The following is a 22,178-nucleotide window of genomic DNA, read 5'->3' on the forward strand; positions in this document are numbered from 1 at the left end:
CACCGCCCTGCTCATAACAACAAGGAAGACTCACATGCTGGCATACCGCTACCTGACACTTTGGCTGCTGGTGCTCCTGACCCTGGCGCTGGCGGCATGCGCCGGCACCCACGCGATCAGTTGGGCCTGGATCGTGATCCCGCTGGCGCTCAGCGCGGTCGGACTGCGCGATGTCCTGCAGAAACGCCATGCGGTGTTGCGCAACTATCCGCTGATCGGCCATTTCCGCTTTCTGTTCGAAGCCATCCGCCCGGAACTGCGCCAATACTTCTTCGAAGGCGAAATGGACGGCCGACCGTTTTCTCGCAAGAAACGCAGCATCGTCTACCAACGCGCCAAGGCCGATGTCGACAGCCGGCCGTTCGGCACCGAACTGGATGTTCAGCAGCAAGGTTATGAATGGATAGGCCATTCGCTATCGCCCACCAAGATTGCCAGTCACGACTTCCGCGTGACGGTTGGCGAACATCGCGCCCAGCCGTATTCGATGTCGGTCTTCAATATATCGGCCATGAGTTTCGGCTCGCTGTCGGCCAATGCCATCCGCGCGCTGAATCAGGGCGCCAAGAAGGGAAATTTCGCGCATGACACCGGCGAAGGCTCGGTATCGGCCTATCACCGCGAATTCGGCGGCGACCTGGTGTGGCAGGTCGCCTCAGGCTATTTCGGCTGCCGCAACGCCGATGGCAGCTTCGACGATGAAAAATTCGCAGCGCAAGCCAAATCGCCGCAGATCAGGATGATCGAGGTCAAGCTGTCGCAAGGCGCCAAACCCGGCCACGGCGGCGTACTGCCGGCGGCCAAGATCACACCCGAGATTTCGGCCACGCGCGGCATCCCCATGGGCATCGACTGCATTTCGCCGGCGGTGCACTCCTCGTTCTCGACACCGATCGGCCTGCTTGAATTCATCGAAAAGCTGCGCCAACTGTCGGGCGGCAAACCGGTCGGCATCAAGATGTGCATCGGCCATCCCTGGGAATTCTTCGGCATTGCCAAAGCCATGCTGCAAACCGGCATCACGCCCGACTTCATCACGGTCGACGGCTCCGAAGGCGGCACCGGCGCCGCCCCGCTGGAATTCGTCGATCACGTCGGCATGCCCTTGCAGGAAGGCTTGCTGATGGTGCACAACACGCTGGTCGGCATCGGCCTGCGCGACAAGGTCAAGATCGGCGCCAGCGGCAAGATCATCACCGCCTTCGACATTGCCCGCACGCTGGCGCTCGGCGCCGACTGGTGCAACTCGGCGCGCGGCTTCATGTTTGCGCTGGGCTGCATCCAGTCGCAAAGCTGCCATACCGACCGCTGCCCGACCGGCGTCGCCACGCAAAATCAAGTCCGGGCCCGCGCTCTGGTGGTGCCGGACAAGGCCGAACGCGTCTACCGCTTCCATCAAAGCACGCTGCATGCTCTGCAGGAGCTGGTGCAGGCAGCCGGTTTGCCGCACACCTCGGCGCTGCGCCCGCATCACATCGTGCACAGAATCAACGATCACGAGATCCAGTTGCTGTCGGAGTTGCTGAAATATCTAGAGCCCGGCGATTTGCTGGCGGGGCAGTTCCGCTACCAGGTCTATGAAAAATATTGGCCCATCGCACGCGCAGAGAGTTTTCATCCGCAGCTGGGTTAAGCGGACTGCCGGCGCATGGCGAGCTGCATGCGCCGGAACCGGGGCGGCTATTTTCTGATGAACGGAAATTTGCTGAATCGCTCCGCAAGCAACGATCCCAATGAAAAAGCCCGCGATGGCGGGCTTTTCTTGCAGGCCGGTGATGCTGCGCGGCCCCTGAATTCTGCGATGTGTCGGACGAGAGAATGCCTGCTTACTTGCGTTTCATGAAGAAGATGAATTCCTGCTCATGTTGCGACTGCGAAAGCAAATCGTTGCCGGTCTGTTTTGCGAAAGCCTGAAAATCCCGAACCGATCCGGTATCTGTGGCCGTGACGCGCAGAACTTGCCCGCTTGTCATATCCGCCAGCGCCTTCTTGGTTTTGAGAATCGGCAATGGACAATTAAGTCCACGCGCGTCCAGCTCTCTGTGAAATTCGATAACCATACGTTGACTCTAAATCCGAACAAGAACTGTGCACGATTTTACTGCAAACGTGACCCGAGTTGATGCATCGCACAAGTGCTGTTGTATTCTGCGCACTAAGCTTGTGCAGAAGCAACTAAAGGTGTTGTAGATCCGGCAAATTCCACGTACTGCACCGGCAGATTACGCGCACGCATCCAGTCCGCTACTGCATGACCGGTACCCGCCGGCCACGGCCGCAAATCGGCCGGCTCGGACAAGCGATATTCCAGCAGTTCCGGCGAAAGTTTGACGGTGCCGCTGGCCTTCACGTAATAGGCGATGATCAGCTCGTTCTTGCGCATGAACTCGTATACGCCGATCAATTGAATTTGCTGGGCATCGAGATCGGTTTCTTCCTTGATCTCGCGCGCGATGCCCTGCTCCGGGGTTTCATCGCGCTCCATGAATCCGGTAATCAAAGCAAATCGACCTTCAGCCCAGGCCGCATTGCGCGCTGTCAGCATCTTGCCGTCGATTTCAACCAGCGCTGCCAGCACCGGCAGGGGATTGTCCCAATGGGTCCAATGTCCGTGCGGACAAGCCAGGCGAAGCTTGTTGGCTTCGCCTTCGTCGGCGCGCAGTTCCAGAGACGCTGCGCACACCGGACAAAATTTGAAATCGCTCACGATGATGTCCTTGTTCAGACCTTGGCGCTGACCCACTCGGCCACGCCTTGCAACGCTTGCGGCAGACCGGACGGATCGGTGCCGCCGGCCTGCGCCATGTCGGGACGGCCGCCGCCCTTGCCGCCAACCTGCTGCGCGACGAAGTTGACCAGCTCGCCGGCCTTGACCTTGGCAGTGGCATCCGCAGTCACGCCGGCGATCAGACTGACCTTGCCGTCCTTGACCGAGGCCAGCACGATGGCCGCGCTCTTCAGCTTGTCCTTCAGCTTGTCCATGGTTTCGCGCAGGGTGCCGACATCGGCGCCTTCCAGCGTCGCCGCCAGCACCTTCAGGCCCTTGACATCGACGGCTTGCGCCACCAGTTCATCGCCCTGATTGGAGGCCAGTTTGGACTTCAGTGCTGCCACTTCTTTTTCCAGCGCCTTGACGTGATCCTGCACCTGGCCGATACGCTGGGTCAGTTCTTCCGGCGGCGCCTTGAGCGCGGCCGCCGCTTCGCTGACACGATTGCTCAGGGATTGCACCAGCGCCAATGCGCCTTCGCCGGTCACTGCTTCAATCCGACGGATGCCGGCGGCGACGCCGCCTTCCGCCACAATCTTGAACAGGCCGATGTCGCCGGTGCGGCACACGTGCGTACCGCCGCACAGTTCGCGTGAGGAACCGATCGACAGCACCCGCACTTCGTCGCCGTACTTTTCGCCGAACAATGCCATGGCGCCGGCGCCGATAGCGTCGTCGTAGCTCATCAATTTGGCTTCGGTCGAGACGTTGGCCAGAATTTCGCGATTGACGATTTCTTCCACACGACGGATTTCGTCGGCGCTCATCGCTGCGGTGTGGCTGAAGTCGAAACGGGTCTTGTCCGCATCCACCAGCGAGCCCCGTTGCGCGACATGGCCACCCAGCACTTCGCGCAAGGCCTTGTGCATCAGGTGGGTCGCCGAGTGATTGCGCACGGTGCGGCCGCGCTGATCGGCATCGACCTTGGCTTCGACGCTATCGCCGACGGCCAGGCTGCCCTTGATCAGTTCGCCGTGGTGGCCGAACACATCGGCTTGAATCTTTTGCGTATCAGCCACGGCAAACAAGGCCGATGCCGCTTCCAGCGTGCCGGCGTCGCCGCCCTGACCGCCCGACTCAGCGTAGAACGGCGTGGTGTCCAGCACCACAATGGCTTCCTGCCCGGCTTCGACCTTCTGCACTGCACTGCCGGCCACATACAAGGCGATGACCTTGGCGGATTGGGCCAGCGACTCGTAGCCCACGAACTTGGTCTTGTCGCCGGTGTATTCCACGGCGGCCGCCATCTTGAACTTGCCTGCGGCGCGCGCAGTGGATTTCTGACGCGCCATGGCAGCGTCAAAACCGGCTTCGTCCAGCTCGACATTGCGCTCGCGGCAGATGTCGGCGGTCAAGTCCAGCGGGAAGCCGTAAGTGTCGTACAGCGTGAAAGCAGTTTCGCCGTCCAGCTTGCCGGTGTTGCCGGCCAACGCGGACTCGAGAATCTTCATGCCGTGTTCCAGCGTTTCGCCGAAGCGCTCTTCCTCTTGCTTGAGCACCATTTCGACACGGGCTGCGGCTTCCGGCAGTTCCGGATAAGCAGCGCCCATCTCGGCCACCAGATCCTTGACCAGCTTGAAAAAGAACGGCTTGGTCTGGCCCAGCTTGTGACCATGACGCAGCGCGCGGCGGATGATACGGCGCAGCACATAGCCGCGGCCTTCATTGCCCGGAATCACGCCATCGACGATCAAGAAAGAAGTCGCGCGGATGTGGTCGGCAATGACCTTCAAGGAATTATTGCTGAGATCGGTGATATTGGTTTCGCGCGCAGCAGCCTTGATCAGCGTCTGGAACAGGTCGATCTCATAGTTGCTGTGCACATGCTGCAGAATCGCAGCCAGACGTTCCAGACCCATGCCGGTGTCGACGCAAGGCGCCGGCAGCGGCGACAGCGTGTATTGGCCGGTGGCAGGGTCGATCTGACGGTCGAACTGCATGAACACGTTGTTCCAGATTTCGATGTAGCGGTCGCCGTCGGCGTCCGGGCTGCCCGGAGGGCCGCCCCAGATTTCAGGACCGTGATCGAAAAAGATTTCCGAGCAAGGCCCGCATGGACCGGTGTCGGCCATCTGCCAGAAATTGTCGGACGCGTAAGGCGCGCCCTTGTTGTCGCCGATGCGCACCACGCGCTCAGGCGGCACGCCGATTTCCTTGGTCCAGATGTCGTAGGCTTCGTCGTCGGTCTCATAGACCGTAGCCCACAGCTTTTCAGCCGGCAGGCCGTAGACCTTGGTCAGCAGTTCCCAGGCCCACTTCAGCGATTCGCGCTTGAAGTAGTCGCCGAAAGACCAGTTGCCCAGCATTTCGAAGAAGGTATGGTGACGTGCGGTGTAACCCACGTTTTCCAGATCGTTGTGCTTGCCGCCGGCGCGCAGGCAGCGCTGCACGGACACGGCACGCACATAGTTGCGCTTGTCGGTGCCGAGGAACACATCCTTGAACTGAACCATGCCGGAGTTGGTAAACAGCAAGGTCGGATCGTTGCCCGGCACCAGACTGGACGAACGAACGATGGTATGTCCTTGGGCTTCAAAGAATTTCAGAAACTTGTCGCGAATTTCGGCTGAGTTCATGTTCAGGGGCTAATAAGAAAACGGGTAGTAGGCCAAGCGGCAGAGCAATGAGGCAACGAAAAACGAAGCCGGGGCCATGCATTAAATAGAGCAAAAACCGCTGCAAAAAGAGATTGCGAACCGAAGATTATACGTGATACACGCGAGAAGCCCTATGGCAATCACGGATACCATCAAAGATGGCGAAATGGCCGCCGGGGACCCGGCGGCAGCGGCCCGGCGGGCAAACTCCGGCGGCCTGCACGACGTGGCTTGAAGCCCGCGGCATTGCCTCTGCGCCCCGATCCGGCGGTCACCAGACACTTCTTTTCCGACTCGACTGCTTGCAGCCCGGCGCCGGGCTGTCGTTCAAAGAACGCCAATGACGCCACTTAAAGGCCTTTCATTCACATCAAAACAAATCGGCAGACGAAAAAAAACCCGTCGGGATTTCTCCCAACGGGTCACGGGTCGCGACCTTCAGCCCGGCGCGGCTCATTGCGCCGGCTGCAAGCGATTCCGCTTTCGGTGCTTCCCCTTCCGGTAAAACTGGCGCGCCGCCTGCCTGCGGCAGACGGCGCGTTTTCAGTCTTGAGACGCCGGCTTAAGCGCCTTTGTTGATTGGCAGAGCAGGAGCGGCCTTTTTCGCCTTTTTGTGCTTCTTGTGCTTCTTAACCTTTTTGTGCTTCTTGTGCTTGGCAGCTGGCTTGGCGGCCGGAGCCGGAGCTGCTGGTGCAGCAGCCGGCGCTGGAGCAGCGGCTGGAGCCGGTTGAGCCATGACTGGCAGAGCGAAAGCGGCAACGAGTACAGCGGCCAACAATTTATTGATCTTCATCATTTTCCTCATCAAGTGTTTTATCGTCACAAGGCTGCTTGCAAATCTGTCGTCAGTTCCGCTGCCGCCAGCTCCCCTGGGTGGTGTCCATCAGGATTTACAAGCCTTGTGCTTCCATAACGCGCGCTCTTCTGCAAGCGTTGACATCAGGTTTGCGGTGTTTTTGCAGGCTCCCGAATATCCCCCCGAGAATCCCAAAGTCCACCCCGCCATCCGTCAGCCGATCTTAGCCAGCGGCAAAACATTTCAGTCGCTTGGTCAGAATGACTTTTTCACTTCATTTTCAGGGTTGCCAGCCGGGTCCGATCAGGTCGATACGATCGGTGCAAAAGGCGTCCACACCCCAGCCGAGGATCTCGCGAGCGCGCTGCGCCTCGTTCACCGTGTAGCAGAACAGCCCGTAACCGGCCTGTTTGACGGCTTGCGCCAGTCCGGCGCTGAGATGTTTGTGGTTGGTGTGCAGTGCAACAGCGGCTAGCTGCTGCAAGCGCTCGCGCCAGTCCGGTCCGGGCGCATCAATCAGAAACCCGCGCGGAATATCCGGGGCGCCGACTTTTGCGGCCATCAGCGCATCGAAGGAAAATGAAGAGAACAGCGGCAATTGCGCGGGCGCCGCGTGCGCAGCCAGTTGCGTGGAGAATTTGGCGCGCACCAGCGCTGCCGTCAGCTCGCCGGTACGCCTTGCGTATTCCGGCGCCGCCGGCTTGATCTCGATGTTCATCCAGATGCCGCGCTCCACGCAAAAGTCCAGCGCCGCCTGCAGGGTGCAGATGCGTTCGCCGACGAAATCCGGGCCGTGCCAGCCGCCGGCATCGAGCTCGCGCAATTCGGCCCAATCCTGCTCGGCAATCCTGCCGCTGCCGGGCAAGGTGCGCCCGCGTTGCGGGTCGTGCATCAGGATCGGCACTTCGTCGCGCGTCAACATGACGTCGAATTCAACCGCCTTGAAACCATGCTCCAAACCGGCCTTAAAGCCGGCGATGGTATTTTCCGGAGCCAGAATGCCGCCGCCACGGTGAGCGACGATCTTGGGATAGGGCCACATATGATTTCCTCCTGAGATTGCAGATTGTGCGGACGGCGGGCGGCTGAGCCCTGAAAATCGTCCCAACGGGCCGAGCCGGTCTGCCCGCCCGGCGCTTTTTCTGCGCCGCATGGATTGTATGCGTTTCCGCTGGCGCGGCCAGCAATCCATTGAACGCCACGATTCAGCATTTCGTCGCATCGGCATGTCCTGCAGCGCATCCAGGCAGGATACTGGCCGGCAATCAATCCACGCCAGAGGAGCATGCCATGCAAGACCATCAAGCCACCGCCAGCGAGGCCTGCGACGATCCCGCGGCGCGGATCAACGCCACCCGCCGCGTCGAACGCATGATCGGCTTTTACCGCCATCTGGCCATTTATCTGGTAATCAACAGTGCACTGGTGATCCTCAATCTGCGCCATCCCGGCGCACCTTTCTGGAGCGCCGGACCGTTACTCGGCTGGGGAATCGGGTTACTATTCCACGCTCTGTCGGTGTTCCCACGGCAGCCCACGCGCTGGAAGCAGCGCATGATAGAGCGCGAACTGCAAAACCGCTGAGCCATGGCCTCAATAGCCATGCCGCAGCGGCGATTCTTGAATTATCTGAACGTTTTGGATTAATGAGTACACCTGCGAGTCCACCTGCATCACCGTCTTCCTCCCGGATCTATCTGCTGGCGCGCGAGCTGCTGCGCGCGCTGCTGCCGACGCTGGTCATCAATGTGCTGTGTGCGGCCGTCGTCACCTACCTGATGCACATCGGCACCGGCTTCAAGCAAAATCTGCTGATCGCGATGTGCATAGGCCTGAGCGCCATGTTGCTGATTCAAGGTGCTCGTACCCTGTTCTGGGGCAATGGCGAACCGCACAAGGGCGGTTTCATTGCCATGCTGCTGGTACTCGCGCCGCTGTCGTTCGTGATCGGCAATCTGGTGGCCGAAGTCATCCTCGGCACACCGATCGAGGCGCTGACGCTGGGCCAGAGCAACAACATCATCGGCATCATCGTCCTCACTCTATTGGCCTGCGTCGGCGGCACCCTGTTTTTCTGGAATCGCGAAAAGATCGCGGCCCTGCAGGCGCATGCCAGCATCATCGAAAAACAGGCGGCGCTGGCGCAATTGCAGATGCTGCAGGCTCAGGTCGAACCGCACATGCTGTTCAACACGCTTGCCACACTGCAGACACTGATCGCCAGCGAACCGCTGCGCGCCACCCAGATGCTGGATCAATTGATTCACTATATGCGCGCCACGCTGACCACCTCGCGCAGCGAAAACACCACGCTGCAAAAGGAGTTCGATCTGATTCAGGCCTACCTCGGCCTGATGTCGCTACGCATGGGTCTGCGTCTGAGCTACCGCCTGCAATTGCCGGAACAACTGGGTTCGCTGAAGCTGGCGCCGATGCTGCTGCAACCGCTGGTGGAGAACTCCATCCGTCACGGTCTGGAACCCAAGGTCGAGGGCGGCAACTGCACCGTGCGCGCCTCGCTGCATCAAGGCATGCTGATCCTGAGCGTGTTCGATACCGGCCAGGGGCTGAATGCCGGCATCAGCTATAACCAGCCGCCCGGCATACTGGCGGAAGGCCCGACGCTGGAGGGCGAAACCATGCACTTCGGCCTGCAAAACATCCGTGACCGCCTGCACGCGCTTTACGGTCCGCTGGCGGAACTGATCCTCACGCACAACGTCCCCGCCGGCACCATGGCGCAAATCACGATTCCCCTGAGCGCACTGCCTCCCTCGCCTTATACGCGCGCCTGACCGCCAACCGCAGCACTTCGCCGGAGTGTGACGATGAGTTCGACGACGACCGTAAATGCCACTCAGACTTCGGCTCCGATTTCTGCACTGATCGCCGAAGACGAAGCTCTGCTGGCCCGGGCGCTGAGCCAGGCCCTGCAACGCTGCTGGCCGCAACTGCAGATCGCCGCCATTGCCGAAAACGGCATCGCGGCCGTCGAGCAGGCGCTGGCGCGCTTGCCGCACATCCTGTTTTTCGATATCAAGATGCCCGGACTGAGCGGACTGGAGGCGGCGCAGGAACTGTTGAATGCCTGGCCGGATGAACGGCCGTTTCCGCTGCTGGTGTTCGTCACCGCCTATGATCAATACGCGCTGCAAGCCTTTGATCAGGCGGCTGTCGACTATCTGCTCAAGCCGGTGAATGATGAGCGACTGATGCAAACGGTATTGCGTTTGCAGGCACGGCTCGCCGAGCGCACCAGGACGGATGCGGCCTCCGCAATGGAAGACTTGCCGGATGCAGGGCTGGCGCAGGCGCTCGCGCAATTGAATCAACTGACGGCATCGAACAAGGCCGTGCCGCGACTGGACATCATCCGCGCTGCAGTGGGCAATCAGGTGCGCATGATTCCGGTCAGTGAAGTGCTGTACTTCGAGGCCACCGACAAATATATCAACGTCGTCACAGCCGACGGCGAAGCACTGATCCGCACCAGCCTGAAAGAGCTGATACCGCAACTCGATCCGCAGCAATTCTGGCAGGTGCATCGCGGCACCGTAGTGCAGATCCGCCAGGTGCAGGCAGCCGTACGGGATGAGACGGGCAAGTTGTCGCTGACACTGCATCATCGCAAAGAGCGGCTGGCGGTGAGTCGCCTGTTTGCATATCTGTTCAGGCAGATGTAGTCATTTCCGGCAATGGGCGCCGCATGCATGGCGAACCGCTCACAACTGCGGCTTGATCACCATTAGCACAGCGGCAATCAAGGGCAATAAAGTGGCCAGCATGCCTGCCATCGCCCAGGCGCGCGCCAGCTTGCGATAACGCGTCGGAATTGCATCGCCATCGCGCAGCGACCGCAAGCTGCGCGCCTGTGCCAGTTGCAGAGGAATCAACACCATCAGCCACAATGCCCCGGCACCGATAAAAAGCACCAAGCCCCAGAACATCCAGCCGGTGTGTAACAACCCGCCATAGGACGGCGCCATGAAGTGGCCTGCTGCTGCAAGCATGATGGCGCCAGGCAGCGTGAAAAAAATGTCGGCCAGATTGGCAACGCGCACGCCGAAACGGATGAGCACCAGATTGCTGCTGCGGTCAGCCAGCGTTTTCCAGAATGCGGTGAGAATGATATTGCCGAGAAATAAAAGCATGCCGGCCAGATGAATGGCCTTCCACGTGACTACCGTCATTGCGCACTCCGATCAATAACAAAGAGAGATAGAAAGGATGGCGCAATACTCGACCGGTGCGAAGGCGCAAGCGACGAAATGCAGAAAACCGGCAATGAGCCGATGATCCATCGCCGGCATCTGATGAAGGCATGGAAATACGTGGCACAAAAACAGCGCCCGGCGCCCCCGAGGAATGTTATCGGCGACGCCGGGCGCAGAGCAATTGAGCCCGCTGCAATACACAATCAGTCCGCCTTACGGCCGGACATTCTCGCTGCACGGGACCATATAAATCATCGACCACAGAAAGCTGACGCAACGCTTAAAAGATGAAACATCCGAAATCAACGTCCGTAATAAGGACCAGGCCCGTAATAAGGACGGTAATAGTGAGGATGCGGCGGACCGGCCGGCACCACCACGCAGGCCGACAGGGCCGAACTCAGCAAGACGCCGACCACTACCAGTTTGATTAACTTCTTCATGCTGCCCTCCTTGGTTTGCAGTACGGTGCCAGCTTGCCATCCGCGGCCTGCGCAAGGTAATTCGCAGCGGTATCAACTGTAATCAATTATTTCGCCGTTGCCGCAGCGCAAAGCCCGATGAATACGGGCGCCCTGCTGTAAAATGTTTGCATTCTGCATAAATCCGCATTCTTTATCACCTCATGAGCAACGAACTGAAAAACGGTCACCCGGCACCACCCTCCACCAACTTCCTGCGCGGCATCATCGAAGCCGACCTTGTGTCCGGCACCTATGCCGACCGCAGCGACAGCCAGGGCCAGCCGCTGCCGCAAGTGGTGACGCGTTTTCCACCCGAGCCTAACGGCTATCTGCACATCGGCCACGCCAAATCGATCTGCCTTAACTTCGGTCTGGCGCGCGACTACGCGGGCCGCTGCCACCTGCGCTTCGACGACACCAATCCGGAAAAAGAAGATCAGGAATACGTCGACACCATCATCGACTCGGTCAAATGGCTGGGCTTCGACTGGAACAAGGATGGGCAAACGCATCTTTATTACGCCAGCAATTACTTCGACGTGATGTACGCCGGCGCGCAATCGCTGATCAAATCCGGGCTGGCGTATGTCGATGAACAGAACGCCGAACAGATGCGCGAAAGCCGCGGCACGCTGACCGAGCCGGGCAAGGATTCGCCATGGCGCAATCGCCCGGCCGATGAATCGCTGCGTCTGTTTGAAGAAATGCGCGACGGCAAGCACGCCGACGGCACGCTGATCCTGCGCGCCAGGATCGACATGGCCAGCCCCAACATGAATCTGCGCGATCCGGCCATCTACCGTATCCGCCATGCGACGCATCACAACACCGGCGACAAGTGGTGCGTGTATCCGATGTACAGCTACGCGCATCCGATTGAAGACGCGCTGGAAAACATCAGCCATTCGATCTGCACGCTGGAGTTCGAAGATCAGCGCCCGCTTTACGACTGGGTACTGGAACGCCTGTCGGATGCCGGTTTCTTCAAGAAGCCGCTGCCGCATCAATATGAATTCGCACGCCTCAACCTGACCTACATCATCACCAGCAAGCGCAAGCTGAAACAGCTGGTCGATGAAAAGATCGTCAGCGGCTGGGATGATCCGCGCATGCCGACCATCGTCGGTCTGCGCCGTCGCGGTTACACGCCGGAAGCGATCCGCCTGATGTGCGACCGCACCGGCGCCTCCAAGAACAACAGCTGGATCGACTACAGCATCCTCGAAGGCGCGCTGCGCGACGATCTGGATCCGAAGGCGCCGCGCGCCGTCGCCGTGCTGCGTCCTCTCAAACTGATCATCGACAACTTCCCCGAAGGGCAGAGCATAGACTGCAGCGCACCGGTCTACCCGCCGGCGCATCCGCAGCACGACAGCGAGCATCGCCACTTCCCGATCACCAGGGAACTGTGGATCGAACGCGAAGACTTCATGGAAGTGCCGACCAAGGGTTACTTCCGCCTGTTCCCGGGCAACAAGGTGCGTCTGCGTTACGGTTACGTGGTGGAATGCACCGGCTGCGACAAGGATGAAAACGGCAACATCATCGCCGTGCATTGCAGCTACTTCGAAGACAGCAAAAGCGGCACCGAAGGCAGCTCCAACTACAAGGTGAAGGGCAATCTGCACTGGGTCAGCGCAGAGCACGCACTGGCCGCAGAAGTACGCCTGTACGACCGCCTGTTCAGCGATCCGCATCCGGACGCCGGCGGCAAGGATTTCCTCCAGGCGCTGAATCCGAACTCGAAGGAAGTCATCACTGCCTATCTGGAGCCGACACTGAAATCGGCCAAGCCGGGCGACATCTATCAGTTCGAACGCCATGGTTATTTCGTCGCCGACCGCATCGATTCGACAGACGGCAAGCCGGTGTTCAATCGCGCAGTGACACTGAAAGACAGCTGGGGCAAATAAGCAGGACGGGCGAAGCGCTTCGGTGCGTTCGCTCAAGCCAGCCACGCAGAATTCATTGAGTCATAGAATAAAAGACGGCGCCGGCAATTCCGGGGGAGCGCCGTCCGGCAGCAAGCAAAGCATTCCATCATCTTACAGTCGGGGGGCTGAAGCCCATGTTCGAAGAAATCAAGATTCAACGCCTGTCCATGGGCACGATTTACAAATTGCTGGCGATCGGCACCTGCTTTTCGCTGGTGCCGTTTTCAACGTTGATGGGATTGCTGTCGCTGTTCGGCGCACAGACCATCACCTGGGATGGCAAGCATCTGATCGGGTATCAGGGGCTGATGGCGGCGCCCTTCATCGGCCTGTTTCTGTCCGGTTTCATTACCTTGTTCCTCGGCACGCTGTGCACCATCGGCCTGTGGCTGTATTCGCTGTGGCGGCCGCTGGCGCTGAAGGTGGAAGCAGTCGACACCCTCGATCTGGACAGCTTGGTCAGCGAAGAAAGCTGAGCCCCTTTCACCACCTGTCGCACACAATAAAAAAACGCGCCCAGCCAGGCGCGTTTTTTTTGACCATGCCCTCTGCCGACCTGCCCTACCAGATCTTCAGCCACTTCAGAAACGCCACCGTCGCCACACCGAGCCCGATCATGATGGCCATGACCATCACAAACGAACCTTCATCGTGCAAGCCGGGCAAGCCGGCAACATTCATCCCGAAAATGCCGGACACCAAGGTCGCCGGCATCAGCAAAGCCGTCAGTATCGAAAGCGCCATCAGATTGCGGTTCATCTGTTCCGACATCTGCGAAGCGATTTCTTCCTGCAGCAGCTTGGCGCGTTCGTACAAGGCCTCGACCGTGGAATGCAGTTCATTGAGCTCATCCAGCGCATGCGACAGATCTTCCAGCGCGGCGGGAGGCACCCAGGCCGGGCGCAGGCGATTGAACTGATTCAGCAAACGCCGCTCGGGCGTGATGTAGCGGCGTAGCTCGGCCAGTTGACGACGAATGCTGCTGAGCTCGGCGCGGTCTTCCGGACGACGGTCTGACAGCACTGAAAACTCGATATCGTCGACGCGGTCGTTGAGCGCTTCCAGCTTGAGATTGAAGCCGTCGGCCAGGCATCGCAGCAGCTCGGCAAACAAATCCATGGGATTGTCGAACTCGGCGCCGTCCAGCACTTTCTGCCGCAGCAGATTGGTGGAGCACAAAGGTTGTGTGCGCAAGGTCAGCAAGCGGCCGCCGTCGAGATAGAAATGCAGCGCGCCCTTCTCGGTGCCGGTGTCGCCGATTTCCATCTTGATGTCGGTCAGCGTGCCGTAGACGCCTTGTGCCGCGGCATGCAAACCTGGATGGGTGTCGCTGCTGAGCAGAAACTCCTGAATGTGTTCGGGGATGCCGCTGCCGTTTTGCATCCAGTGCTGAACCTTGACGTCGGCGGTCTTGACGTGCACCCAGGTGAAAGCAGACGGCGCCGGTCTATCGTCCAGCACCTGATTCCACTTGAGCTGTTCGGCGCGACCGCCATTGAAACGGAACGCACAGATGAAACCCGCAGGTTCATAGAGCAGGTGCAAAGCCTGCGGCAAGTCCGACGGATTGATCATGGTCAGCGGCAACGGTCTGAAAGACGTTGGATTCTACCGGCCGACTTTGACAATTTTGTGACAAACCCGGCCGTACGCCGCGTGCTGCAAGGAATCTGTAGAAAAGAACCTAGTAGCCCTTCATATTGCGATTCGCATAGGCTTCGCGCGCGGCATCGCATTCCGCCATCTGGGCCTTGTTCATGCCGGAGGTGCCGTTCAGCGAGCACTGATCGGAAATCGATTTGGCTTCGTCCAGATTCTTGCGGAAGTAGGCGTAGTCCTTCTTGCCGGCCACTGCGTCGCAGGCGGCGAGCAAAGGCAGAGCGACGCACAGCAGTGCGCCCAATCGGATTGCGGTATTCATTTAAGCGTTTTCCCCTTGTCCGGCGCAGCCGGCCTTGCGTGACCTGTAGGTCAAAGATTCATAGCATCTTGCATTGCTGACAAGTGTCCGGATCTGCGCCCGGAAATTTCCACAAGGCAATCAACAGCAGCGGCAAGTATAGTAACTAAGCAGGACTTGCTCAATGGAAAAATGGCAATCCGGATCGGCGCGATGCATAAATACATTGCATCGCGCCGATCAGTTTTACCCGTTGCCTGCTACAGGGCCGAAGCCGACAACATCAGGCGCGCTTTCTCAGCAGCGCATACAGAATGATGGCGCCGAAGGTGGCGGTGCCGATACCACCCAATGCAAAGCCGCCCAGCTTCAGCGTGAAGTCTCCGGCGCCCAGCACCAGCGTCACGGCCGCCACGATCAGATTGGTGTTGTTGGAAAAATCGACCTTGTTCTCCACCCAGATGCGTGCGCCAGATATCGTGATCAGACCGAAGACCACAATCGACACGCCGCCCAGCACCGCGCCCGGAATCGTCAGGATCACCGCACCGAACTTGGGTGAGAAACCCAGCAGAATCGCAATCAGCGCCGCCACCACGAACACCAGCGTGGAGTAGATCTTGGTCACCGCCATCACACCGATATTTTCGGCGTAGGTCGTCACGCCGGTGCCGCCCACGCTGCCCGACAACATGGTGGCCAGACCATCGCCGATGAAGGCGCGACCGATGTACTGGTCCAGATTCTGACCGGTCATCGCGCTCACCGCCTTGATATGGCCGAGATTTTCCGCCACCAGGATGATCGCTACCGGCGCCAGCAAGGCCATTGCATCTGCGCGAAATACCGGTGCGGCAAAAGTCGGAATACCGAACCAGGCCGCGCTTGCGACCCCGCTGAAATCGATGGGCTTGCCGAGACCGGCGCCATTGGTCAGCACCCCGTAGATCACATAGGCCAGCAACAGACCGATCAGAATCAGCAGACGCTGCAGCATGCCGCGCGTAAACACCGCCACCACGCCGACGCACAGCACGGTACCCAGCGCCATCCAGGCATCGAAGTTATTGCCGGTCACGCCCTTGACTGCGATCGGCGCCAGATTGAGGCCGATCACCGCCACCACCGAGCCGGTGACCACCGGCGGCATCAGACTTTCGATCCAGCGCGTGCCGACCGCCGACACCAGAAAACCGATCAGGGTATACACCGCGCCGCAGGCAATGATGCCGCCCAGCGCCACGCCCAGATTATTGTTGTGGCCCTGCCCGGCATAGCCGGTAACGGCAATCACCAGACCGATGAAGGCAAAGCTGGAACCGAGATAGCTGGGCACGCGGCCGCCGACCAGCACGAAGAACAGCAAGGTGCCGACGCCCGACATCAGAATCGCCAGATTCGGATCGAAGCCCATCAGCAACGGCGCCAGCACGGTAGAGCCGAACATCGCGACCACGTGCTGTATGCCCATCGCCACCGTCTGCGGCGCCGGCAGGCGCTCGTCCGCTGCAATCACCTGCGCCTTGCCGTCATCGACGCCGGCGCGCAAGCGCCACTGAGGAAAGTAAGAACCCGCCATGTTTTGCCTTTCGGTTTTATTGTAATGAACGGGAGCTAGTGTATTGAGCGAGTGAACAAATAACAATCGGCAAGCGAACGCCGAGCGCAAAAATAATCGGGCCGGCGCGGCGCTGCCATGCCTTAGTGCATGATGGTGTGATCCTGTCCGATAACGCCCCAATTTGGCCTGCTGAAAATCATTTCAGGCTCGATTTTGGTGACTGCCTGCGCACGCGAAATCCGTCACAAAGCGCATTCAGCGATGACGATTCGACAATAGCCATGCGCGGTGTTTAAATGCCTGCCTTGAATCACAGATGCAAATCACCCAATCTGCAGCGCGCCGCTGCTGTCCCCGGGAATGCAGCAGCCCCTCACTCACATCGGCTTGCGTGCAGGTCACGGGCATATTTCTTGCGAAATCAATAGCTTTAGAAGGAGTTTGCGCACGCCTGCGCCGCCACCATGAATCTGACCACCCCTGCACTCCTGTTCCCCGCCATCTCGCTGCTGCTGCTCGCTTACACCAACCGCTTTCTGGTGCTTGCGCAACTGATCCGCCATCTGCAAACCCAGCACAAGGAAGACGGTCGCGACGTCGTGATCCGCCAGATCGTCAATCTGCGCAAGCGCATCGCGATGATTCGCAACATGCAGGTGCTGGGCGTGAGCAGCTTCATTCTGTGCGCACTGTCGATGTTTCTGCTCTTCATCGAGATCGACGGCGTGGCGCAATTCGCCTTCGGCGCCAGTATTTTCCTGCTGGTGCTGTCGCTGCTGTTTTCATTGTGGGAGATCGCGATCAGCACGCGTGCGATTGAGATCGGTCTGGAAGAGTTGGAGCAAAAACTGCAGCGAGCGCCGCGCACGGTCAAACCGGATCAGGGCAATTGATGAAATGGATGAGGCAGACGCTGCCGATCCAGGCCTGCAAAATCATCAGCCGAACAATCCAGAACGAACTCAGCGCAGCACCGCCATGCGCAGATCGACGCCGGCGAAATGGGCTTCCGCCTGACGCCGCTTGAGCAGCGCTTCGATTTCACTCACCTGTGGGCCCGGGACATCCGCCAACAACAGAATCCAGCCGTCTGAAATGCTTTGCTGAAGCCGCCGCAAGCGTGAATTGGGGAAGGCAGCCGCCGCTATGCCACCCATCCAGCCCCCCGCCAAAGCACCGCCCATCGTCATCAGCAGCACCTTCAGCATATGCAACTCCGCCCATTCGGGAGGAAAGATCGCCAGCCACACGCCACCGATGAAACCGAGTATGCCGCCGACAGCCAGGCCAATCTCGGCGCCATGCACCAGATCGGTTTTGTGAGTAATGCCGGCATCCGGCAAATCGAGCGGCAAGCCGCTGTCCCTGGCCCAGAAATGGATATGGCCGATGCCCACCTGGGCCAGCAACAAATCGTCGCGCAGGCCTCTGGCGCTGGCGACATCGGGAAGCATGAAATACAGTCTTTGTCTGCCCGGCATGGTGTTGCCCCCGTGTAGCTCAATGATGATCTGAACATCTGCGCGGCACTTTTTACAGCTGGCCTTGTTGGCGGTTCCGGGCACGGTAGCTGCGCCGCAATTTCAGGCACGCCCGTTTATTTCATGTGATGCGCTTGCCTTGCCGGTGTGCGGGCACATGTTCTCCGGCGCATCTCCGCATCCTGACATGCGCGTCAGGTTTCAGCATAGTCAATCGGCAGCGGCATTTCAACGATGAGATTCGGCAACATCTGCGGCCTGCGGACTCAGCCCGCAGAGAAAGCGGCACAGGGAGGCCGCCGCGGAATTTCAGCCGGCGTCGACATGGCCGGCGGCTATTCTTTGCAAGACGTGGCGGGCATTTTTCCGCAACGATTTGCAGCGCGACTGATGAAGTCATTTCATCCGCCGCAGAGGTGCGCGGCCCGGCAATGGCGTCAGGAAAATGTCATAATCAGGGCCGCTTTCGCGCGACGCCGCTCGGGCGCTTGGCAGTATCGACATTCCACTATCACAGCACACACATGAGGGAGACATCCATGATTCTTGAACTGGCGGACATTCGCATCCAGCCCGGCAAGCAAGCCGAATTCGACGAAGCCATCCAACGCGGCGTGGCGCAGACCATCGCCAAGGCCAAAGGCTATCTGGGCCACAAGGTGCAAAAAGGTGTGGAAGCGCCGGAGCGTTATCTGCTGATGGTGCAATGGGCGACCCTGGAAAATCACACCGTCGACTTTCGCGAATCGCCGGCCTTCACCGAATGGCGCGGCATCGTCGGCCCTTACTTCGCCAGCCCGCCGCAAGTCGAACACTTCGCGCTGCTGAGCGAATCTGCCTGATCTCGAACCCGACGCCGGCAGCAAACCATCGCCGGAGCAAGCAGCCAGATTTTTTGTTCCGATGTTTGACTTGCCGGGGAACGCACACCGCGTGATGCAGACTAAGCGGTTCCAGCCTGCGCCTCACGCGGCGCGCGCGACCTGAACTACCCGCCCGCACATTGCAAAAAATACAGCCCAGGCCGCACAAGCGGCAGCGGCCACAGCGAAAGAAATGTACCTGCGGAATACCGGCCGGCCCTGCCGCCGAGGTGTTCTGCGCCGGAAAACCTGAATGAAAATTTTTAGCCGCCAGCCAAAATCCGCCACGTCCCCCATCTCTCCCGCCTTGCTGGGTAAAAGCATCGCCGTTCTCAGCATCGCCGCCAGCGCCGCGCTGGCCGGCTGCAATAATTTCTCGGGCGACGACAAGCAACAGGCGCAAGTCATCTCCGGTTTCTATGATGCGCATCTGAAGGCGCATACGCCGGGCATCCCGGCCGCCGAAGAACTAAAGCAATATCAGCCCTTCGTCAGCCATGCGCTGGCCGCGCTGCTGGATCAGGCTTCCGCTGCCGAAGCCAAGTACCACGCCGCGATGGGTACGCAAGTACCGCCCATCATCGAGGGCGATCTGTTTACTTCGCTGTTCGAAGGCGCCAGTTCGTACCGCGTCGAAAGCTGCGACAGTCAGGACAACAAGGCCTCTTGCCAGGTAGGCTTCGAGTACAAGAGCCAGGACGGCGACAGAGAAGCCTGGAATGACAAGATTCTGCTGGTGCGCGAAGACGGTCACTGGCGCATCGACGATATCGAATTCATCGGCAACGACCAATCCTCGCAACGCGAATATCTGAGCGACACCTTGTCGGAAGCGATCAAGGACGCGCAGTAAAGTTCTTTACAAGGGCTGGAAAAGTGCAGCCCGCTGTCGCATGCCATCAGCACCCGGTCAGCAAAATGTCAGTGGCAAGCCCGGCATATTCCGGGCTTGCCTCACAGCCGGCTTCCTTGCTATCGATTCTCAGCTGCGCCGGCCAAACCCTGCGTCTTTAATCTGAATTGGCAGGATTTTCCACGACTTCTCCACTGCTCGTCCGCCGCCTGACTGGATTACTCTTGCCCTTGGGCATGCTTGGTATTTTGTTACCGAAACGCTGCGTTTCGTAGCGCACGCAAGCCCTTCCATTTCATTTATCATGCTGCTCTTCGCCTTGCTGCGAACCGCGGTGCCGTCAATAACGGCAGGCAACACAAAACCAGCGGCATCGATTCTGAACAGGGGGGAGCGCCTGACGGAATCACATGAAGGGGTCGCGACGGCGACCGTCCTATAACAAGGAAAGCAACAAGTGCCATCAAAGCGCGTTTGATCGACGTCGATGGCGTCAAGGGGAAAAGATCGTGAAGCGGATCGGCCTAATTTTTATCATCGCAGTCAGCGTTCTGCTGGCCGCATGTTCCAGCAATGACGAGCACAAGGCCAAGGAAGTGGTCACCAGCTTCTATCAGACGCATCAGGCGGCACGCCCTTCGGGCCCGCTGACGCTGAAGGAACTGATCACCTTCCGCCACTTCATGTCGGTGCCGCTGTTTGATCTGCTCAAAGACCTGTCAATGGCGGATGAGGCGCGCGCCGCCCAGAACGCTGCCGCACCGTCGCCGCCGCTGGTCGAAGGCGATCTGTTCACCTCTCATCCAGGCGGCGCCTCGACCTTCCGCATCATCAATTGCGACATGCAGGAAAGCGTCAGCACCTGCAATGTCGAACTGATCTACAGCGACGCCAAGCTGCAGGCCCCCTCGAAGTGGACCGACCGCGTGGTGCTCAACCGCGATGCACGCGGCTGGGTGATCGACAATATCGAATACGCCGGCGGCGCCGCGCCCATGCGCAGCGGCGATCTGCAAAAAGTGATGCGCACGTTGCTCCATCGCGATACGCCGGTCTTGCAATAAGGCGGCCCCGGCTCGGACCGCGGCGGTGATGATAAAAAAAAAGCGGGCACTGCCCGCTTTTTTCATTTGCAGCATCGTGATGGAATCCGCACTTTCACGTGTGGCGGCGTGCGCAGGCTCTATGGCTCTATAATCGCGCCATTATCCTTCAGCCACGCGCGACTCCATTCCGATGTCCAATCACACCTTTCTCTGGCACGACTACGAAACCTTTGGCGTAGTCCCGCGCCGCGATCGCCCCGCGCAGTTCGCGGCCATCCGCACCGATGCCGAGCTCAACGAGATCGGCGAACCGATCATGATCTATTGCAAGCCGGCGCCGGATTTCCTGCCCGATCCGCAATCCTGTCTGATCACCCACATCACGCCGCAGACCTGCCTCGAGCGCGGGTTGCCCGAACACGAATTCGCGGCCGAGATCGAACAAGCCATGGCGCAGCCGGGCACCATCGGCGTCGGCTACAACACCATACGCTTCGACGATGAAGTCACGCGCTTCATGTTCTGGCGCAATCTGATCGATCCCTATGCCCGCGAATGGCAGAACGGCTGCGGCCGCTGGGATCTGCTTGACGTGGTGCGCCTGAACTATGCGCTGCGCCCCGATGGCATCGAATGGCCGCGCAAGGAAGACGGCACACCCAGCTTCAAACTGGAACATCTGAGCAAGGCCAACGGCCTGGCGCACGAAGCTGCGCACGATGCGCTGTCCGACGTGCGCGCCACGATTGCGCTGGCGCGCCTGATCCGCGAAAAGAATCCACGCCTGTTCGACTTCAGCCTGGCGCTGCACAAGAAGGACAAGGCGGCGAGCGAAATCGGCCTGCCGAAAGTCGATCAGTCCAGCACCACCCGCCCCTTCCTGCATGTGTCCGGCATGTTCCCGTCGACGCGCGGTTGCCTGGCGCTGATGTGGCCGCTGGGCATGCATCCGACCAACAAGAATGAAGTCATCGCCTGGGATCTGAGCGGCGATCCGAGCGAGCTGGCAAAGCTGGACGCCGCCACCGTGCGCGAACGCATGTTCAGCAAGAGCGAGAATCTGCCGCAGGGCGTCACACGCTTGCCGATCAAAAGCATTCACCTGAACAAGTCGCCGATGGTGGTCGGCAATCTCAAGACACTCAATCCCGAGCGTGCGGCCGAACTCGGCATCGATGTCGAGGCGGCACTGCGCATGGCCGACCTTGCCGCAGCCCTGCCCGATCTCTCGCATCTGTGGCGCGAGGTGTTTCATCGCCCGGCGGAAGCGGCACCCGATGTCGATGAAGATCTGTACGGCGGTTTCGTCGGCAACAGCGACCGTCGCCTGCTGACGCAATTGCGCGCCATGTCGCCGCAGGATCTGGCGCATGCCGATGCCGCCTTCGACGATGCGCGTCTGGATCAGATCCTGTTCCGCTATCGCGCCCGCAATTTCCCCGAGACCTTGTCGGAGCAGGAAGTCCTGCGTTGGGAAGCGCATCGCGTGGCGCGGCTGTTCGAAGGCCAGGGCGGCGCGCGCACCGTCGATCAACTGTTCGAAGAGATCGATCAGCTATCTGAAACCGTGGATGAGCGTGGCGAGGAAGTGCTGGGCGCGCTGTACGACTACGCGGAGATGATTGCGCCCTCGCGCGATTGAGGCGGCGACTTCGCTTGCATTAACAAACAACAGGCCCCGGCTGAATTCAGCCGGGGC

The 22,178-nt window shown here is 59.7% G+C and carries 22 protein-coding genes; 11 read left to right on the forward strand and 11 right to left on the reverse strand.

Going from position 1 to position 22,178, the window contains the following annotated elements:
* The first annotated feature begins 34 nt into the window (after positions 1 to 34).
* Positions 35 to 1,633, forward strand: a complete 1,599-nt coding sequence (locus tag PQR62_RS01745) for an FMN-binding glutamate synthase family protein (RefSeq protein WP_408154143.1) — start codon at positions 35 to 37, stop codon at positions 1,631 to 1,633.
* A 193-nt stretch (positions 1,634 to 1,826) separates the two neighbouring features.
* Here the strand turns inward: PQR62_RS01745 and PQR62_RS01750 are convergent, their stop codons facing one another.
* From PQR62_RS01750 to ugpQ, 5 genes are all read right to left on the reverse strand, one after another.
* The gene (locus PQR62_RS01750; protein WP_408154145.1) at positions 1,827 to 2,060 is read right to left on the reverse strand and encodes a sulfurtransferase TusA family protein; all 234 of its coding nucleotides are present in this window, start codon (positions 2,058 to 2,060) and stop codon (positions 1,827 to 1,829) included.
* A 95-nt stretch (positions 2,061 to 2,155) separates the two neighbouring features.
* Positions 2,156 to 2,707 carry an NUDIX domain-containing protein gene (locus PQR62_RS01755; protein ID WP_408154147.1) on the reverse strand — a complete coding sequence of 184 codons (552 nt, stop codon included), beginning with the start codon at positions 2,705 to 2,707 and terminating at the stop codon, positions 2,156 to 2,158.
* Positions 2,708 to 2,721: 14 nt separating this feature from the next.
* Positions 2,722 to 5,346 carry an alanine--tRNA ligase gene (gene alaS / locus PQR62_RS01760; protein ID WP_408154149.1) on the reverse strand — a complete coding sequence of 875 codons (2,625 nt, stop codon included), beginning with the start codon at positions 5,344 to 5,346 and terminating at the stop codon, positions 2,722 to 2,724.
* A gap of 583 nt (positions 5,347 to 5,929) precedes the next feature.
* Entirely contained in the window at positions 5,930 to 6,163 is a 234-nt protein-coding gene (locus PQR62_RS01765; protein WP_408154151.1) for a hypothetical protein, read from the reverse strand.
* A 280-nt stretch (positions 6,164 to 6,443) separates the two neighbouring features.
* Positions 6,444 to 7,205 carry a glycerophosphodiester phosphodiesterase gene (gene ugpQ / locus PQR62_RS01770; protein WP_408154153.1) on the reverse strand — a complete coding sequence of 254 codons (762 nt, stop codon included), beginning with the start codon at positions 7,203 to 7,205 and terminating at the stop codon, positions 6,444 to 6,446.
* 248 nt (positions 7,206 to 7,453) lie between these two features.
* On the opposite strand from ugpQ, the gene PQR62_RS01775 reads away from it, so the two are divergent.
* The 3 genes from PQR62_RS01775 (at position 7,454) to PQR62_RS01785 (ending at position 9,846) form a co-directional block, all read left to right on the forward strand.
* Positions 7,454 to 7,747: a 2TM domain-containing protein gene (locus tag PQR62_RS01775; protein ID WP_408154155.1), complete on the forward strand. Its 294-nt coding sequence runs from the start codon at positions 7,454 to 7,456 to the stop codon at positions 7,745 to 7,747.
* Between the two features lie 62 nt (positions 7,748 to 7,809).
* On the forward strand, positions 7,810 to 8,958 hold the full coding sequence (locus PQR62_RS01780; RefSeq protein WP_408154157.1) for a sensor histidine kinase: 1,149 nt from the start codon (positions 7,810 to 7,812) through the stop codon (positions 8,956 to 8,958).
* Positions 8,959 to 8,991: 33 nt separating this feature from the next.
* Positions 8,992 to 9,846: a LytR/AlgR family response regulator transcription factor gene (locus tag PQR62_RS01785; protein WP_408154159.1), complete on the forward strand. Its 855-nt coding sequence runs from the start codon at positions 8,992 to 8,994 to the stop codon at positions 9,844 to 9,846.
* Positions 9,847 to 9,885: 39 nt separating this feature from the next.
* On the opposite strand, the gene PQR62_RS01790 is transcribed toward PQR62_RS01785, so the two are convergent.
* Together PQR62_RS01790 and PQR62_RS01795 are read right to left on the reverse strand one after the other, a co-directional pair.
* A complete protein-coding gene (locus PQR62_RS01790) occupies positions 9,886 to 10,353 on the reverse strand; it encodes a DUF2269 family protein (RefSeq protein ID WP_408154161.1) in 468 nt (155 codons plus the stop codon).
* 326 nt (positions 10,354 to 10,679) lie between these two features.
* Positions 10,680 to 10,820: a hypothetical protein gene (locus PQR62_RS01795; RefSeq protein ID WP_408154163.1), complete on the reverse strand. Its 141-nt coding sequence runs from the start codon at positions 10,818 to 10,820 to the stop codon at positions 10,680 to 10,682.
* Positions 10,821 to 11,002: 182 nt separating this feature from the next.
* Between PQR62_RS01795 and PQR62_RS01800 the strand changes: the two genes are divergently transcribed.
* Together PQR62_RS01800 and PQR62_RS01805 are read left to right on the forward strand one after the other, a co-directional pair.
* Positions 11,003 to 12,754, forward strand: coding sequence for a glutamine--tRNA ligase/YqeY domain fusion protein (locus tag PQR62_RS01800; protein ID WP_408154165.1), 1,752 nt, complete (start codon positions 11,003 to 11,005; stop codon positions 12,752 to 12,754).
* 155 nt (positions 12,755 to 12,909) lie between these two features.
* Positions 12,910 to 13,251 (forward strand): hypothetical protein, encoded by a 342-nt coding sequence (locus PQR62_RS01805; RefSeq protein WP_408154167.1) that lies wholly within the window; start codon positions 12,910 to 12,912, stop codon positions 13,249 to 13,251.
* Positions 13,252 to 13,336: 85 nt separating this feature from the next.
* Here PQR62_RS01805 and PQR62_RS01810 read toward each other — a convergent pair whose 3' ends face one another.
* The 3 genes from PQR62_RS01810 to PQR62_RS01820 all read right to left on the reverse strand — a co-directional run bounded on the left by PQR62_RS01810 (position 13,337) and on the right by PQR62_RS01820 (position 16,254).
* Positions 13,337 to 14,350: a transporter gene (locus PQR62_RS01810; protein ID WP_408154169.1), complete on the reverse strand. Its 1,014-nt coding sequence runs from the start codon at positions 14,348 to 14,350 to the stop codon at positions 13,337 to 13,339.
* Positions 14,351 to 14,459: 109 nt separating this feature from the next.
* Positions 14,460 to 14,696, reverse strand: coding sequence for a hypothetical protein (locus PQR62_RS01815; protein WP_408154171.1), 237 nt, complete (start codon positions 14,694 to 14,696; stop codon positions 14,460 to 14,462).
* Between the two features lie 262 nt (positions 14,697 to 14,958).
* Positions 14,959 to 16,254: a solute carrier family 23 protein gene (locus tag PQR62_RS01820; RefSeq protein WP_408154173.1), complete on the reverse strand. Its 1,296-nt coding sequence runs from the start codon at positions 16,252 to 16,254 to the stop codon at positions 14,959 to 14,961.
* A 446-nt stretch (positions 16,255 to 16,700) separates the two neighbouring features.
* Between PQR62_RS01820 and PQR62_RS01825 the strand changes: the two genes are divergently transcribed.
* Positions 16,701 to 17,129, forward strand: a complete 429-nt coding sequence (locus tag PQR62_RS01825; RefSeq protein WP_408154175.1) for a DUF2721 domain-containing protein — start codon at positions 16,701 to 16,703, stop codon at positions 17,127 to 17,129.
* A gap of 69 nt (positions 17,130 to 17,198) precedes the next feature.
* Here PQR62_RS01825 and PQR62_RS01830 read toward each other — a convergent pair whose 3' ends face one another.
* The gene (locus PQR62_RS01830; RefSeq protein ID WP_408154177.1) at positions 17,199 to 17,690 is read right to left on the reverse strand and encodes a DUF1269 domain-containing protein; all 492 of its coding nucleotides are present in this window, start codon (positions 17,688 to 17,690) and stop codon (positions 17,199 to 17,201) included.
* Positions 17,691 to 18,256: 566 nt separating this feature from the next.
* Here PQR62_RS01830 and PQR62_RS01835 point away from each other — a divergent pair.
* The 4 genes from PQR62_RS01835 to sbcB all read left to right on the forward strand — a co-directional run bounded on the left by PQR62_RS01835 (position 18,257) and on the right by sbcB (position 22,121).
* Complete coding sequence (locus PQR62_RS01835; RefSeq protein ID WP_408154179.1) at positions 18,257 to 18,559, forward strand: antibiotic biosynthesis monooxygenase family protein; 303 nt, start codon at positions 18,257 to 18,259, stop codon at positions 18,557 to 18,559.
* Positions 18,560 to 18,833: 274 nt separating this feature from the next.
* Complete coding sequence (locus tag PQR62_RS01840) at positions 18,834 to 19,433, forward strand: DUF3828 domain-containing protein (protein WP_408154181.1); 600 nt, start codon at positions 18,834 to 18,836, stop codon at positions 19,431 to 19,433.
* A 509-nt stretch (positions 19,434 to 19,942) separates the two neighbouring features.
* Positions 19,943 to 20,497: a YqhG/Tai3 family protein gene (locus PQR62_RS01845; RefSeq protein ID WP_408154183.1), complete on the forward strand. Its 555-nt coding sequence runs from the start codon at positions 19,943 to 19,945 to the stop codon at positions 20,495 to 20,497.
* A gap of 172 nt (positions 20,498 to 20,669) precedes the next feature.
* Positions 20,670 to 22,121, forward strand: coding sequence for an exodeoxyribonuclease I (gene sbcB / locus PQR62_RS01850; RefSeq protein ID WP_408154185.1), 1,452 nt, complete (start codon positions 20,670 to 20,672; stop codon positions 22,119 to 22,121).
* The last annotated feature ends 57 nt before the right edge of the window (positions 22,122 to 22,178 follow it).

The sequence above is a fragment of the Herbaspirillum lusitanum genome, from assembly GCF_046025995.1.
Lineage (GTDB): Bacteria > Pseudomonadota > Gammaproteobacteria > Burkholderiales > Burkholderiaceae_D > Herbaspirillum > Herbaspirillum lusitanum_A.

What these genes read in the sequence shown, in the direction of transcription:
- PQR62_RS01745 (WP_408154143.1), top strand. Translation starts at nt 35, where the DNA reads ATGCTGGCATACCGCTACCTGACACTTTGGCTGCTGGTGCTCCTGACC.
- PQR62_RS01750 (WP_408154145.1), bottom strand. Translation starts at nt 2,060, where the DNA reads ATGGTTATCGAATTTCACAGAGAGCTGGACGCGCGTGGACTTAATTGT.
- alaS (WP_408154149.1), bottom strand. Translation starts at nt 5,346, where the DNA reads ATGAACTCAGCCGAAATTCGCGACAAGTTTCTGAAATTCTTTGAAGCC.
- PQR62_RS01765 (WP_408154151.1), bottom strand. Translation starts at nt 6,163, where the DNA reads ATGATGAAGATCAATAAATTGTTGGCCGCTGTACTCGTTGCCGCTTTC.
- ugpQ (WP_408154153.1), bottom strand. Translation starts at nt 7,205, where the DNA reads ATGTGGCCCTATCCCAAGATCGTCGCTCACCGTGGCGGCGGCATTCTG.
- PQR62_RS01775 (WP_408154155.1), top strand. Translation starts at nt 7,454, where the DNA reads ATGCAAGACCATCAAGCCACCGCCAGCGAGGCCTGCGACGATCCCGCG.
- PQR62_RS01780 (WP_408154157.1), top strand. Translation starts at nt 7,810, where the DNA reads ATGAGTACACCTGCGAGTCCACCTGCATCACCGTCTTCCTCCCGGATC.
- PQR62_RS01785 (WP_408154159.1), top strand. Translation starts at nt 8,992, where the DNA reads ATGAGTTCGACGACGACCGTAAATGCCACTCAGACTTCGGCTCCGATT.
- PQR62_RS01790 (WP_408154161.1), bottom strand. Translation starts at nt 10,353, where the DNA reads ATGACGGTAGTCACGTGGAAGGCCATTCATCTGGCCGGCATGCTTTTA.
- PQR62_RS01795 (WP_408154163.1), bottom strand. Translation starts at nt 10,820, where the DNA reads ATGAAGAAGTTAATCAAACTGGTAGTGGTCGGCGTCTTGCTGAGTTCG.
- PQR62_RS01800 (WP_408154165.1), top strand. Translation starts at nt 11,003, where the DNA reads ATGAGCAACGAACTGAAAAACGGTCACCCGGCACCACCCTCCACCAAC.
- PQR62_RS01805 (WP_408154167.1), top strand. Translation starts at nt 12,910, where the DNA reads ATGTTCGAAGAAATCAAGATTCAACGCCTGTCCATGGGCACGATTTAC.
- PQR62_RS01810 (WP_408154169.1), bottom strand. Translation starts at nt 14,350, where the DNA reads ATGATCAATCCGTCGGACTTGCCGCAGGCTTTGCACCTGCTCTATGAA.
- PQR62_RS01815 (WP_408154171.1), bottom strand. Translation starts at nt 14,696, where the DNA reads ATGAATACCGCAATCCGATTGGGCGCACTGCTGTGCGTCGCTCTGCCT.
- PQR62_RS01820 (WP_408154173.1), bottom strand. Translation starts at nt 16,254, where the DNA reads ATGGCGGGTTCTTACTTTCCTCAGTGGCGCTTGCGCGCCGGCGTCGAT.
- PQR62_RS01825 (WP_408154175.1), top strand. Translation starts at nt 16,701, where the DNA reads ATGAATCTGACCACCCCTGCACTCCTGTTCCCCGCCATCTCGCTGCTG.
- PQR62_RS01830 (WP_408154177.1), bottom strand. Translation starts at nt 17,690, where the DNA reads ATGCTTCCCGATGTCGCCAGCGCCAGAGGCCTGCGCGACGATTTGTTG.
- PQR62_RS01835 (WP_408154179.1), top strand. Translation starts at nt 18,257, where the DNA reads ATGATTCTTGAACTGGCGGACATTCGCATCCAGCCCGGCAAGCAAGCC.
- PQR62_RS01840 (WP_408154181.1), top strand. Translation starts at nt 18,834, where the DNA reads ATGAAAATTTTTAGCCGCCAGCCAAAATCCGCCACGTCCCCCATCTCT.
- sbcB (WP_408154185.1), top strand. Translation starts at nt 20,670, where the DNA reads ATGTCCAATCACACCTTTCTCTGGCACGACTACGAAACCTTTGGCGTA.